Below are 12,208 nucleotides of genomic sequence, written 5' to 3'. Positions count from 1 at the left end.
TCCGACGCGCCGCACGAGATTGAGGATAAACATGCGCCAGGAACACCTACGCAACATCGCCATCATCGCCCACGTCGACCACGGTAAGACGACCATCGTTGACAAGCTCCTGCGCGCCACCGACGCCTTCCGCGAGAACCAGCAGGTCGAGGACCGCGTGCTTGACTCCAACGACCAGGAGCGCGAGCGCGGCATCACCATCCTCGCCAAGAACATCTCCATCGAGTACAAGGGCGTCAAGATCAACGTCCTCGACACCCCGGGCCACGCTGACTTCGGCGGCGAGGTCGAGCGCGTCCTCAAGATGGCCGACGGCGCCCTGCTGCTCGTCGACGCCTTCGAGGGCCCGATGCCCCAGACGCGCTTCGTGCTTCGTCACGCCATCGATGGTGGCCTCTCCATCATGATCGTCGTCAACAAGATCGACCGCCCGGGCGCAAACCCCGAGAAGGCCTACAACGACTGCCTCGACCTCATGGCTGACCTTGGCGCCACGGACGAGCAGCTGGAGTTCGCCATGGAGCACGTCGTCTACGCGAGCGCGATGAACGGCTACGCTCGCCTCGATCCGTCTGACGACAACAACGACATGTACCCGCTCCTTGACATGATCATCGACGACATGCCCGCCCCCGAGGCCGATGTCGACGCCCCGCTGGCCATGCAGTGCGTGACGATCGACCACTCCGAGTATGTGGGCCGCATCGGCATCGGCCGCATCTACTCCGGCACCATTCACGACGGCGATCGCATCCTCGTCGTCAAGAACGACGGCTCGCGCGCCGAGGCCACCGTCAAGCAGCTCTTCACCTTCGACTACCTCGGCCGTACCGAGTGCCAGGAGGTCAGCGCCGGTGACATCGCCGCTGTCGTGGGCATCGACCGCACCGACATCGGTGACGTCTACACCGATCCGGAGAACCCCGTCGAGCTCGACCCGATCGAGATTGACCCGCCGACCCTCGCCATCGTCTTCGAGGCCAGCACGAGCCCGCTCGTCGGCCGCGAGGGTGACATCGTGGGCGCTCGCCAGCTCAAGGAGCGTCTCATGAACGAGGCCGAGAACAACGTGACCATGCACATCGAGGAGCTCCCTGACAAGACGGGCGTCGAGGTCGCTGGCCGAGGCATTCTCCACCTCTCCGTCCTCATGGAGACCATGCGCCGCGAGGGCTTCGAGTTCCAGGTTGGCCGTCCGCGCGTCCTCATCAAGAAGGACGAGAATGGCAACCGCATCGAGCCGATCGAGCAGGCTGTCGTCGAGTGCCCGGGCGAGTACTCCGGTAAGGTCATCGAGCTTTTCGGTAATGCCTCCGGCACCCTGACCAACCTCGAGCAGGGCGATACCATCTGCCACATCGAGTTCAAGATTCCGACCCGTGGCATCATGGGCCTCAAGAACCGCATCCTCAACGTCACCCACGGCGAGGGCGTCTTCTATCACACCTTCCTCGAGTACGGCCCGTTCGCCGGCGAGATTGGCGTGCGCAACAACGGCGCCATGATCTCCATGACCACCGAGAAGGCCGTCGCCTACGCCCTCGGCACGCTCCAGGAGCGCGGCCAGCTCTTCGTGGGCCCTGGCGATGAGTGCTACGAGGGCATGCTCGTGGGCGAGCGCTCCAAGCCTGGTGACATGGTCGTTAACATTGCCCGTTCCAAGCAGCTCGGCAACCAGCGTAGCTCCACGGCAGACATCGCCGTTCAGCTCACCCCGCCGCGCACCTTCTCCCTCGAGGAGGCGCTCGAGTACATCATGGACGACGAGCTCGTCGAGGTCACGCCGAAGAGCATCCGTATGCGCAAGCGCATCCTCAACGCGATCGAGCGCAAGAAGGCCAACGTGCGCGCCGGTCTCGTGAACAAGTAAGCCATTTTCTCGTCTTGAGGATCGCCTTTGAGAATCTGAGAAATTTCTCTTGTGCTTGGCAATATTTTTAGGTTAGAATAGTCGCCGCGCTTAATGGAGAGTTGGCCGAGTGGTCGAAGGCGCACGATTGGAAATCGTGTAGGCGTCTAAAGCGTCTCCGGGGTTCAAATCCCCGACTCTCCGCCAGAATCTTTCGCGGCGTCCTATGCGGGCGCCGCTCTCATATTCTGGAGAGGTGGCAGAGCGGCTGAATGCGGCGGTCTCGAAAACCGTTTAACCACTTTGTGGTTACGAGGGTTCAAATCCCTCCCTCTCCGCCAGAAAATGTAGGGTCCGGTTCGCTTGTGAGCCGGGCCCTTTTTTGTTTGTGCTGTGCCCGGTTATACTCATGCGCATAACACGTGCGTAGGAGGTAGCCATGGCATACGGCGCAGATGGAAAGGCACATTACATTTCGAGAAGCTGGGACATGCTCACGCGCGACAAGGGCTGGATCAAGGTCATCCTGTTGCTTGCTCTCGCGAGTTTCGTTCCGTTTGTGGGGCTGATCGGTCTCGTAGGCTATGGCCTTGAGTGGGCGCGTCTCACGGCGTGGGGTATTGACTCTTCGCCGAAGCAGCGCGGCGTGCGCATTGGGGAGTGCCTGGCGTCCGGCTGGCGTGCCCTCGTGGTGACTTTCGTGTGGATGTTTGTTTGGATGCTCGCAGCTGGCATCGTGAACTCCATTGCGGATGTCTTGCTCCCAGATGCCCTGGCGAGCTTGATCGGTTCCCTGCTTGTGCTTGCCCAGCTCTTCTACATCCTCGTGGTGTATGTCGCCGTGCTCCGTGCCGCGATCTACACCAAGATTTCTGCTGGTCTCAACCCCTCTCGCGTCCTTGAGATGGTGAAGCGAGCGCCGGGTGACCTGTTCTTCTTCGTCCTCATTCCGATCGTCGGCGGACTTATCGTCAGCGCTATCTGGATTTTCTTTATGCTGCTGGGAGGCGTCTCTGTCCTGCCCGAAATCATCAAGATGGCCCGAGCCGCCACGGGTAGCTTTGATGACGCCATGTTTATCAGGCACCTTACCGCGATGCTTCGCATCGTCATGCCTATTGCTGCGATTGCCGGATACCTGTCGGCCGTCGTGAATGCGGCGACCTCGCTTCTCTCGTACAACGCGGTTGGTCTCTGGATGAGGCAGTTCGACGTTGCCCGCTGGGGCGGCCCGAGCGACCCCCTTCCACAGGCCGCCTCTCTTCCCACGTCTACGGTTCCGCCGACCACGCCCGGTGCTGGTGGTGGTTACCCTGCCCAGCAGCCGCCTGTGACGTATGCGCCGCCTGCGAATCAGACCTATCAGGCACCCGCCGAGCAGCCGTATCAGCAGACGACGAGCCAGCCATACCAGGCGCCGGCGGCCCAACCGTATCAGGCGCCGGCGGGGCAGGCATGTCAGCAGACGACGGCTCCCGCGACCGTTCCCGTGCCATCGCCACAGGACCCCGAGGCGTCAATGCCCGCCTCCGCCCAGATGGGAGCCGCCCCGGCTCAGGTTCCCATGCCCACCCAGGCGCCGGCTCCCACCGTCGCCTCGACGAACGTGACGCCTGTCCCGACCGCAGCGCCGGAGACGGAGTCTCAGCCGAGTGGCGAGGTCATCGTTCCCCTCGTGCGCCCAAGAGCCGAAGAAGGAACTGGGGCCTCGGAATCATCGCCTACGGATAACCCCACCAATCCCTCGCAGCAGTAGCTATTTCTAGAGCGTTTGGCCCAAGGCCCCCGGATGGATGAACCATTCGGGGGCCTTTCTTTGTGGCGAGCGGTATGAATCTGATTACGAGAGGTCATCAAGAACGTCTCACGGTTTCAGTCTCGGCTCCTAGCTGCGGTGTCAGGTATCTGTCGGTTTGGATGCCCATATTTGTCAGGTTCGGCTGTTAGCCTTGGCCCAAGAAAGGGGTCAGCGTGGGCCAAGTTAAAAGCTGGACATGTGTGCGCTGTGTGCGGACAAACGGGCGTTTTGCGCCCGCACCTAACAGTAGGCGGCGCAGACGTGGTATGATTCCCCACCGAACCTTTCCTGTCTCGGGCGCAAACCTTCACGACCCGAGGCCACATGCCCAGAGGAGGTGACCACATGAAGGCTTATGAACTGCTGTTTTTTGTCGACCCGACGATCACTGATGAGACTCGCGCTGGTGTTATGAAGCGCATCGAAGTCGCCATCACCGAGAACGGCGGCGCCGTCGACAACGTCGATAACTGGGGCAAGCGCAAGCTCGCCTACGAGATCGACAAGCTCACTGAGGGTGATTACACCCTCGTCAACTTCCACGCTGACCCCACGCAGATCGCCGAGCTCGATCGCGTTCTCCGCATCAATGATGCTGTGAAGCGCCACATGATCGTGCGTCGTCCCGAGAACGAGTAAGTCAGTCATGGAAGCGGGCGTACAGTCCGCACGTGGAAGGTAGTGAGTATCGTGAGCATCAACCGAGTGAACATTACGGGCAACCTGACCAGGGATCCCGAGCTGCGCAGCACACAGGGTGGCACGCAGGTGCTGCACCTGGGCGTGGCGGTCAACGATCGTCGTCGCAATCCGCAGACCGGCAACTGGGAGGACTACCCCAACTTCATCGACTGCGTGATGTTCGGCACCCGTGCCGAGGCGATTCAGCGCTACCTTACCAAGGGAACTAAGGTAGCCATCGAGGGTCGTCTGCGTTACAGCTCTTGGGAGCGTGACGGTCAGAAGCGCTCCAAGATCGAGGTCGTCATCGACGAAATCGAATTCATGAGCTCTCGTCAGGGCGGCAACGCCGGTGGTTACCAGCAGCAGGGTGGCTATGCCCCCCAAGCTCCGCAGGCTCCCTACCAGGCCCCGCAGGCTCCGCAGTCCGCGCCGGCCACCGTCCCCGTCGCCGCACCTCCCGCTGCGGATGTGTACGACGCGGACATCCCGTTCTAGGCCACCCAGGCCGGGCATCGTCCCAGCACCAGGTGGCTGGCGTACCCGCATCGCGGGTCACGTCGCCGAGAGAACCGGCGTCCGGCCGCAAGCCGGCCGCACGCCAACAGAAAGGTTTTGAGACATGGCTACTGAGTACCAGCGTCAGCCGCGTCGCAAGTACTGCCAGTTCTGCAAGGAGAACACTGAGTTCATCGACTACAAGGATACTCAGCTCCTTCGCAAGTACATGACCGACCGTGGCAAGATCAAGCCCCGTCGCGTCACTGGCGCCTGCACGCAGCACCAGCACGACATCGCCAACGCCATCAAGCGCGCTCGCGAGATGGCCCTTCTGCCGTACACCGTTTCCGTGGTGTCCAGCCGTGGTGGCCGTCGCGACCGCAGCTAAGTAAGGAGTGTCCATGAAAGTCATCCTTCTGGGTGAGCTCAAGGGCAAGGGCGGAGAGGGCGACGTCGTCGAGGTCGCCCAGGGGTTCGCTGAGAACTACCTGTTCCCCAACCGCATGGCCCTGCCGGCCACCAAGGGCAACATGAAGCAGCTCGAGGAGCGTCGTCACAACATCGCCAAGCGCGAGGAGAAGCGCATTGCCGATGCCGAGGCCCTGAAGGCCGCCCTCGACGGCAAGACCGTCCTCATCGACGCCAAGGTTGGCGATGAGGGCCAGCTCTTCGGTTCCGTCACCAACGTGATGGTCGCCGACGCCGTCAAGAACGAGCTCGGTGTCGAGGTCGATCGCAAGCGCATCGAGCTCAACCGCGCCATCAAGACCTCCGGTCTGCACACCGTCAAGGTGAGCCTGTACCGCGAGATCACCGCTGAGCTTAACCTCCAGGTCGGCAAGCCGGCCGTCGAGGAGGTCGTCGAGGAGGCTCCCGAGGCTGAGGTCGTCGAGACCGAGGCTGTCGAGGAGAACCCCGAGGCCACCGAGGCTGCCGAGTAGGCGAGCCTCCCGCGCACCTTGGGTGCGTTAACATGCCTTCGCATGAGCAAGGACCCGCAGTTTCGACTGCGGGTCCTTTTTTCGACAGCAAACGTGCAGGTATTCGTTCTGTTGTTGGGCGCGATTGAGCAATCAATTACAAAAGCCCAGTTGAGCGCAGTGGCACCTTCCAAATAGTGTAAATAAGATACATGCATCTACCTGCGCAATTACACAAAACACGAGGAAGAAGGCCTAATTCCTGACATCTTGTTCGTTTTCTGCCCGCAAAGCGAACACGTGTCCTGCAATGTTGATAACCTTTCGCCGAATCACGATAAATTTGTTGAAAAGTGTGAAAACTCGCATTCGTAGGGGTAAACGCCGGAAGCTCTCAACAATGCCCTGTTCATAGACGTTATGGTGTAAAAAACATGCTGCAAGTATTGTGATCATGGGCTAAGATGCACGGGCGCAACCGCTATGAACGTAACTTAATGGGCGCACCGTTGTGAACGTAACTTGAGATGACAGGGGAGGACCATGGACGAGATCGTGTATGACGCAGCGCCGTCACCGGCCGCGTTCGCCTCTATCAAGACAATGCCCTCAGACGTCGCTGCGGAGCGTTCCGTTCTCTCCGCAATGCTCCTCTCGCCCGAGGTGCTTGAGAACGCCCTTGTCGAACTCACGGAGGAAGACTTCTTCCTCGACGCAAATCGCATTATCTTCTCCGCCATGCGGACGATGTTCGAGCGCAGCAACCCCGTTGACCCCATCTCCCTCGCAGACTACCTCACTTCGACTGGCGAGCTTGAGCGTGCCGGCGGTCTGCCCGCCCTCGCGCGCCTTGGCGAGGACTCCTTCTCCATCGCGAGCTGGCGCCACCATGCGGAGATGCTCCACCGCGACTCGACGCTTCGCCTGATGATCGATGCCTCGGCCAAGATCGCGACGCTCGCCGCCAATGCGCCGGAGGATACCAAGGAGGTCGTCGACAGTGCGGAGAAGATGCTGCTTGACGTCACTAATCGCGACATCAAGACGAGCTACGTCAAGATTGAGGACGCGATGGTGTCCCTTTACGACGAGCTCTCGCGTCTCTCGCAGGTTGGTAACGAGGCGGTTGGCATCCAGACGGGCTTCCCCGCGATGGATCGCATGTTCCTCGGCCTCCGCGCCGGCCAGATGATCGTCGTCGGCGCTCGCCCTGGTGTCGGCAAGACGTCGTTCGCCCTTAACCTCGCCGTTCAGATGGCGCAGGGTGGCGCGTGCGTCTGCTTCTTCTCCCTCGAGATGAGCTCGGAGGAGATTGCCCAGCGCCTGCTCTCCACGTATTCGCAGGTGCCCCTCCAGAACATCCGCTCCGGCAAGATCGCGCCCGAGCAGTGGAACGACATCCTCCAGGCCACGCAAGACCTCTCGCAGCTCGATTTGCTGATTGATGACACCCCCGGCACCACGGTGACCGAGGTGCGCGCCAAGGCCCGTCGCATGCTCCGCAACAAGGAGAAGGGTGTCGTCATCCTCGACTACCTGCAGCTCGTCTCGCCCCCGCCCAACCGCCGCGCGGACTCGCGTGCGACGGAGGTCTCCGAGATGAGCCGTGGCATCAAGATCATGGCCAAGGACCTCGGCATTCCCGTCATCGCGCTGTCTCAGCTTTCGCGTAAGAACGAGGACCGCACAGGTCACCATGGCAAGCGCCCCCAGCTGTCTGACCTTCGCGAATCGGGCTCCATCGAGCAGGACGCAGACATCGTCATCCTGCTCGACCGTTCGATGACGGAGGACGAGGGCGCTCGTGAGGACCGCCCGGACTACGGCATCACGCAGTTTGTCGTTGCCAAGAACCGTTCCGGCCCCCTTGGCATCATCGACATGGCCTTCTTTGCCGAGAAGACGAAGTTCCTCGAGGTCGATACCCATCACGACGACGTGTAGAAGAAGGACCCCGCTTAGCCGGGGTCCTTTTCTGTCGTATACTTAGCAAGTTGGCTAAGCCGTAAGAGAAGGAGCTCTTCATGTCGGCAACTGTTCTGGTTGGTTCCCAGTGGGGCGACGAAGGCAAGGGTAAGGTCACCGACCTCGTCTCCGGTGATTTTGATTGCGTCTGCCGCTACCAGGGTGGCGCGAACGCCGGTCACACGGTTGTCGCCAACGGCCACAAGCTCGCGCTTCACCAGATTCCCTCTGGCGTCATGTATGACGGTGTTCTGTCCGTCATCGGTAACGGCTGCATTGTCGATCCCTCCGTCATGCTCGAGGAGCTCGACACGCTTCAGGGCCAGGGCATTGACTGCGCCGGTCTGCGCGTCTCCGGCAACGCCCACATTGTCATGCCCTACCACAAGGACCTCGACGGTGCCCACGAGAAGAAGCTCGGCAAGAACCTCATCGGTACCACCAAGCGCGGCGTCGGTCCCTGCTACATGGACAAGATGAACCGCACCGGTCTTCGCGTCCAGGACATGCTCGATGAGAAGATCTTCCGTGAGAAGCTCGAGGCTGCTCTCGAGTACACGAACCCGATTCTCGAGAAGGTCTATGAGCTGCCCACCTATACCGTCGAGCAGATTTGCGAGACCTACCTCCCGTATGCCGAGCGCATCCGCCCCTACATCGTCGAGAGCTCCAAGCTCCTCAACGAGCTCCTCGCTGACGGCAAGAACATCCTGTTCGAGGGCGCCCAGGCCACGATGCTCGACATCGACCACGGCACCTACCCGTTCGTGACCTCCTCCAACTGCACCGCCGGCGGCGCCGTCACCGGTTCGGGCGTTGGTCCCACCAACATCGATCGCGTCCTCGGCATCGCCAAGGCCTACCTCACGCGCGTTGGCTCTGGCCCTTTCCCCACGGAGCTCTCCGAGGACGAGGGCGCTGGCAAGTACCTTCTCGAGAAGGGCCACGAGTATGGCGTGACCACCGGCCGCAAGCGTCGTTGCGGTTGGTATGACGCCGTCGTCGTCAACTACGCCGCTCGCGTCAACGGTCTGACGGACCTCGCGATCACCAAGCTTGATGTCCTCGGCGGCCTCGACACCATCAAGATCTGCACCGCCTACGAGTGCGATGGCGTCGAGTACACCACTGTTCCCGAGCACCAGAGCGTCTTCTATCACGCCAAGCCCAAGTACATCGAGGTTCCCGGTTGGCATGAGGACATCTCCGGCTGCCGCAGCTTCTATGACCTGCCGCGCGAGGCTAAGGATTACATCGACCTCATCGAGCAGCTCTCTGGCGTGAGGGTTTCCCTCATCGCCGTTGGCCCCGATCGCGAGCAGACGATCAACCGCCACTGGAAGTAAGCATTCCGGGCCCGCCAATCGTGGCGGGCCCTTTTTTATGTAAACACCGGACAGCGAGCCCTCGTGCCGCCACTCGGCTGCGCTGCTCGACTCGGTTGATGGAAAGGACCAGCATGGACCACCAGTTCGAGATTGTGACCGATAGCACGTGCGATCTCCCCGTTGAGGAGCTTGCCGAGCTCGGTGTCGAGATGGTTCCTCTGCACGTCTTCGTTGGTGACGGTTGCTACCTCGACCAGATCGAGATCAAGCCCAAGGAGTTCTACGCCAAGATGGCGGCGGCGGAAGAGCTGCCGCACAGCTCCCAGCCGTCCCCCTCGGCCTTTGCCACTGCCTTTGCGAAGCTTGCCGAGGCGGGCGCCAAGCAGGTCCTGTCCATCCATATCTCCGGCGCGCTTTCCGGAACCGCGAACTCGGCCGCGCTTGCCGCTCATGACAGTTCCGTACCCGTCCACGTGTGGGACACCAAGATCGGAACGTCCATGCAGGGTATTTACATCAAGGAGGCTTGCCACATGCGTGACGCCGGCGAGACCCTTGAGGCAACCCTTGCTCATCTCGAGAAGCTGCGCGAGCAGTCCTCTCTCGTCTTCGTGCTCGACACGCTCGAGAACATCGTCAAGAACGGCCGCTGCTCCCGCGCCAAGGGCCTCATGAGCGCGGTTCTCAACATCAAGGCTGTCCTCCACGTCACTGACGAGGGCGCCCTCGAGCCCATCGCCAAGGGTCGCGGCATGCAGCGCGCGTACCAGGCCCTTGCGAAGATCGTCGAGGCCAAGTACGGCGCGGGCGCTAGACTTACCGCGGCTTTTGCCACCTCTGACAACGAGGAGGGCTGCAAGGAGTGTCTCGAAGCCATCGAGAAGCGCGGCATCACCGTCGACCTCCAGGGCACCTATAGCGCCGGCCCGGTCATCTCGACGCATACAGGCATCGGTCTCGTGGCGTTCTCCTGCGTTCCCACCGAGATGCTGTATCGCGGCTAACGAAACAAGACGGGCTAGAAATGGAGCGGCCGGGGCTATGTACCCGGCCGTTCGCGTTACGATAAGAGAGTTAGAACACTTACCAGGAAAGAGGAGCCCCATGTCCGGTACTGACACGATCGACATCCTGCTACTTGGTGCTGGCGGTCGCGAGCACGCGATGCTTCGCAAGCTCGCCGAGAGCCCGCGCGCGGGCAAGATCTGGGCGGCGCCCGGCAACGGCGGCATCCTCGCCGAGGCCGAGCTCGCGAGCATCGACCAGAACGATCCCGCCGCCGTCGCCGCTTTCGCGACCGAGCACGGCATCGGCCTTGTCGTGATTGGCCCCGAGGCTCCGCTCGTCTCCGGTGTCGCTGACGCCGTCCGCGCTGCGGGTGTCGCTTGCTTTGGCCCCTCCGGCGAGGCGGCCCAGATGGAGGGTTCGAAGGTCTTCGCCAAGGAGGTCATGGAGCGCGCCGGCGTTCCCACTGCCCGCTATAAGAGCTTTACCGAGGCCGCTCCCGCCGAGGAGTACATCCGCGAGCTCAACGGTCCCTGCGTCGTGAAGGCCGATGGCCTCGCTGCCGGCAAGGGCGTCATCGTCGCCCAGACGGTCGAGGAGGCCCTCGAGGGCGTTCGCGAGTGCTTCTCTGGCACCTTTGGCGAGGCTGGTTCGACCGTCGTCGTCGAAGAGATGCTGAAGGGCCCCGAGTGCTCCCTGCTTGCCCTCACTGACGGCACGACCGTCATCCCCCTTGCGAGCTCCCAGGACCACAAGCGCGCCCTCGAAGGTGACCTCGGCCCCAACACGGGCGGCATGGGCGTCTACTCCCCGGTGCCGTTCGTGACGCCCGAGGAGCACGAGGCCATGGTCGACATCGAGCGCCGCGTCGTCGCCCAGCTCAAGGCTGATGGCATCAACTACTCCGGCTGCCTCTACGGTGGCTTCATGCTCACGAAGGACGGCCCGAAGGTTCTCGAGTTCAACGCCCGTTTTGGCGATCCGGAGACCCAGGTCGTACTTCCGCGCATGAAGGCCGACCTCGTTGACGTCTTCTGCCGCTGCGACAACGGCACGCTCGACCAGGCTGATGTCAGCTGGGATGACGACTGGGCCGTCTCCGTCGTTCTCACGAGCGCCGGCTACCCCGGCTCTTACGAGAAGGGCAAGGAGATCACCGGCATCGAGGCCGCCGAGGCCCTCGAGGGTGTGACCGTCTATCACGCCGGTACCAAGCTCGAGGACGGCAAGCTCGTCACCAACGGTGGCCGCGTGCTCAACGTCACCGCCGTTGCCGATAGCTTCGAGGGCGCTCGCGAGCTCGCCTACAAGGCCTGCGAACTCATCGACTTCGAGGGCAAGACCCTGCGCCACGACATCGGTGCCCGCGCCCTTCGCGGTCGCGACGCGTGGGAGGTGTAGCAATGGGCGAGAAGGAAGAGGGCCTTAACGAAGCTGTGGAGGCATTCACCTTCGACGGCGCCCGCCGTACGCACGACCACACGAGCGGCGAGCCTGAGACGCGCCACTTCGTCTGCGGCGATGACGATCCGCGCGACGCTACCCTTGCCGAGGTGCCCCTCAGCGAGGAGACGACCTGGACCGGCCGTATCTTCTCGGTGAGCCGCCTGCACGTGAAGCTTCCTGACGGTCGCGAGTCTGTCCGCGACATCGTGCGCCACCCGGGTGCCGTGGCCATCGTCGCCCTCACGAACGACGGACGCATCTGCCTGGTGCGCCAATACCGCACGGCCCTTGGTCGTGTGACGGTCGAGATTCCCGCCGGCAAGCTCGACCCGGGCGAGGACCCGCTCGACGCCGCCCATCGCGAGCTGACGGAGGAGACGGGCTTCGCCGCGGGCAAGATGGCCTACCTCACGAGTATCGCCAGCTCGGACGGCTTCACGGACGAGGTTATCCACCTCTACATGGCGACGGACCTCACCTTCGTCAAGAGCGACCCGGACGATGACGAGTTCATCAACGTTGACATGGTCGAGCTCGGCGAACTCGTGGACGCCGTCCTCGACGGTCGCGTCGAGGACGCGAAGACCGTCGTTGGCGCGCTCGCGTGCGATGCCGTCGCTCACAGGCTCACTCCCGAAGTCAAAACGGAGGACTAACGCAATGCAATCAACTGACGACGTGACGCGCGCCTCTGGCGACCACGCCGCATGTGAAA

Annotated in this window: 11 protein-coding genes and 2 tRNA genes; all 13 read left to right on the top strand. The window is 62.2% G+C overall.

Annotated elements, in window-relative coordinates:
- Positions 1 to 31 precede the first annotated feature (31 nt).
- The 13 genes from typA to ABCN07_RS03380 all read left to right on the top strand — a co-directional run bounded on the left by typA (position 32) and on the right by ABCN07_RS03380 (position 12,149).
- Positions 32 to 1,870 carry a translational GTPase TypA gene (gene typA, locus ABCN07_RS03440; RefSeq protein WP_343005377.1) on the top strand — a complete coding sequence of 613 codons (1,839 nt, stop codon included), beginning with the start codon at positions 32 to 34 and terminating at the stop codon, positions 1,868 to 1,870.
- A gap of 95 nt (positions 1,871 to 1,965) precedes the next feature.
- Positions 1,966 to 2,056, top strand: a tRNA-Ser gene (locus ABCN07_RS03435).
- A 43-nt stretch (positions 2,057 to 2,099) separates the two neighbouring features.
- Positions 2,100 to 2,190 (top strand) — tRNA-Ser (locus ABCN07_RS03430).
- A gap of 98 nt (positions 2,191 to 2,288) precedes the next feature.
- Entirely contained in the window at positions 2,289 to 3,605 is a 1,317-nt protein-coding gene (locus ABCN07_RS03425; protein WP_343005376.1) for a DUF4013 domain-containing protein, read from the top strand.
- A 387-nt stretch (positions 3,606 to 3,992) separates the two neighbouring features.
- Positions 3,993 to 4,286 carry a 30S ribosomal protein S6 gene (rpsF, locus tag ABCN07_RS03420; RefSeq protein ID WP_293814859.1) on the top strand — a complete coding sequence of 98 codons (294 nt, stop codon included), beginning with the start codon at positions 3,993 to 3,995 and terminating at the stop codon, positions 4,284 to 4,286.
- A 51-nt stretch (positions 4,287 to 4,337) separates the two neighbouring features.
- Complete coding sequence (gene ssb, locus ABCN07_RS03415) at positions 4,338 to 4,826, top strand: single-stranded DNA-binding protein (RefSeq protein ID WP_317286319.1); 489 nt, start codon at positions 4,338 to 4,340, stop codon at positions 4,824 to 4,826.
- Positions 4,827 to 4,950: 124 nt separating this feature from the next.
- Positions 4,951 to 5,217, top strand: coding sequence for a 30S ribosomal protein S18 (gene rpsR / locus ABCN07_RS03410; RefSeq protein WP_293814857.1), 267 nt, complete (start codon positions 4,951 to 4,953; stop codon positions 5,215 to 5,217).
- 13 nt (positions 5,218 to 5,230) lie between these two features.
- Positions 5,231 to 5,770: a 50S ribosomal protein L9 gene (gene rplI, locus ABCN07_RS03405; RefSeq protein ID WP_343005375.1), complete on the top strand. Its 540-nt coding sequence runs from the start codon at positions 5,231 to 5,233 to the stop codon at positions 5,768 to 5,770.
- Between the two features lie 522 nt (positions 5,771 to 6,292).
- Complete coding sequence (gene dnaB / locus ABCN07_RS03400; protein ID WP_293814854.1) at positions 6,293 to 7,693, top strand: replicative DNA helicase; 1,401 nt, start codon at positions 6,293 to 6,295, stop codon at positions 7,691 to 7,693.
- Positions 7,694 to 7,773: 80 nt separating this feature from the next.
- Entirely contained in the window at positions 7,774 to 9,060 is a 1,287-nt protein-coding gene (locus ABCN07_RS03395) for an adenylosuccinate synthase (protein WP_343005374.1), read from the top strand.
- Positions 9,061 to 9,173: 113 nt separating this feature from the next.
- Positions 9,174 to 10,046 carry a DegV family protein gene (locus ABCN07_RS03390; protein WP_343005373.1) on the top strand — a complete coding sequence of 291 codons (873 nt, stop codon included), beginning with the start codon at positions 9,174 to 9,176 and terminating at the stop codon, positions 10,044 to 10,046.
- A gap of 100 nt (positions 10,047 to 10,146) precedes the next feature.
- On the top strand, positions 10,147 to 11,448 hold the full coding sequence (purD, locus tag ABCN07_RS03385; protein ID WP_343005372.1) for a phosphoribosylamine--glycine ligase: 1,302 nt from the start codon (positions 10,147 to 10,149) through the stop codon (positions 11,446 to 11,448).
- A 2-nt stretch (positions 11,449 to 11,450) separates the two neighbouring features.
- Positions 11,451 to 12,149 carry an NUDIX hydrolase gene (locus tag ABCN07_RS03380; RefSeq protein ID WP_293836929.1) on the top strand — a complete coding sequence of 233 codons (699 nt, stop codon included), beginning with the start codon at positions 11,451 to 11,453 and terminating at the stop codon, positions 12,147 to 12,149.
- Positions 12,150 to 12,208 lie beyond the last annotated feature (59 nt).

Origin of the sequence: Collinsella sp. 1033st1_E11_1033SCRN_220408 (genome assembly GCF_039062465.1) — a bacterium.
In the GTDB taxonomy this organism is placed as follows: domain Bacteria; phylum Actinomycetota; class Coriobacteriia; order Coriobacteriales; family Atopobiaceae; genus Parolsenella.
Note: the sequence above shows the minus strand (reverse complement) of the source record. Positions and strands in the feature narration are given on the sequence as shown.

Coding starts and splice junctions, on each gene's coding strand:
- typA (WP_343005377.1), top strand. CDS start 32: ATGCGCCAGGAACACCTACGCAACATCGCCATCATCGCCCACGTCGAC.
- ABCN07_RS03425 (WP_343005376.1), top strand. CDS start 2,289: ATGGCATACGGCGCAGATGGAAAGGCACATTACATTTCGAGAAGCTGG.
- rpsF (WP_293814859.1), top strand. CDS start 3,993: ATGAAGGCTTATGAACTGCTGTTTTTTGTCGACCCGACGATCACTGAT.
- rpsR (WP_293814857.1), top strand. CDS start 4,951: ATGGCTACTGAGTACCAGCGTCAGCCGCGTCGCAAGTACTGCCAGTTC.
- rplI (WP_343005375.1), top strand. CDS start 5,231: ATGAAAGTCATCCTTCTGGGTGAGCTCAAGGGCAAGGGCGGAGAGGGC.
- dnaB (WP_293814854.1), top strand. CDS start 6,293: ATGGACGAGATCGTGTATGACGCAGCGCCGTCACCGGCCGCGTTCGCC.
- ABCN07_RS03395 (WP_343005374.1), top strand. CDS start 7,774: ATGTCGGCAACTGTTCTGGTTGGTTCCCAGTGGGGCGACGAAGGCAAG.
- ABCN07_RS03390 (WP_343005373.1), top strand. CDS start 9,174: ATGGACCACCAGTTCGAGATTGTGACCGATAGCACGTGCGATCTCCCC.
- purD (WP_343005372.1), top strand. CDS start 10,147: ATGTCCGGTACTGACACGATCGACATCCTGCTACTTGGTGCTGGCGGT.
- ABCN07_RS03380 (WP_293836929.1), top strand. CDS start 11,451: ATGGGCGAGAAGGAAGAGGGCCTTAACGAAGCTGTGGAGGCATTCACC.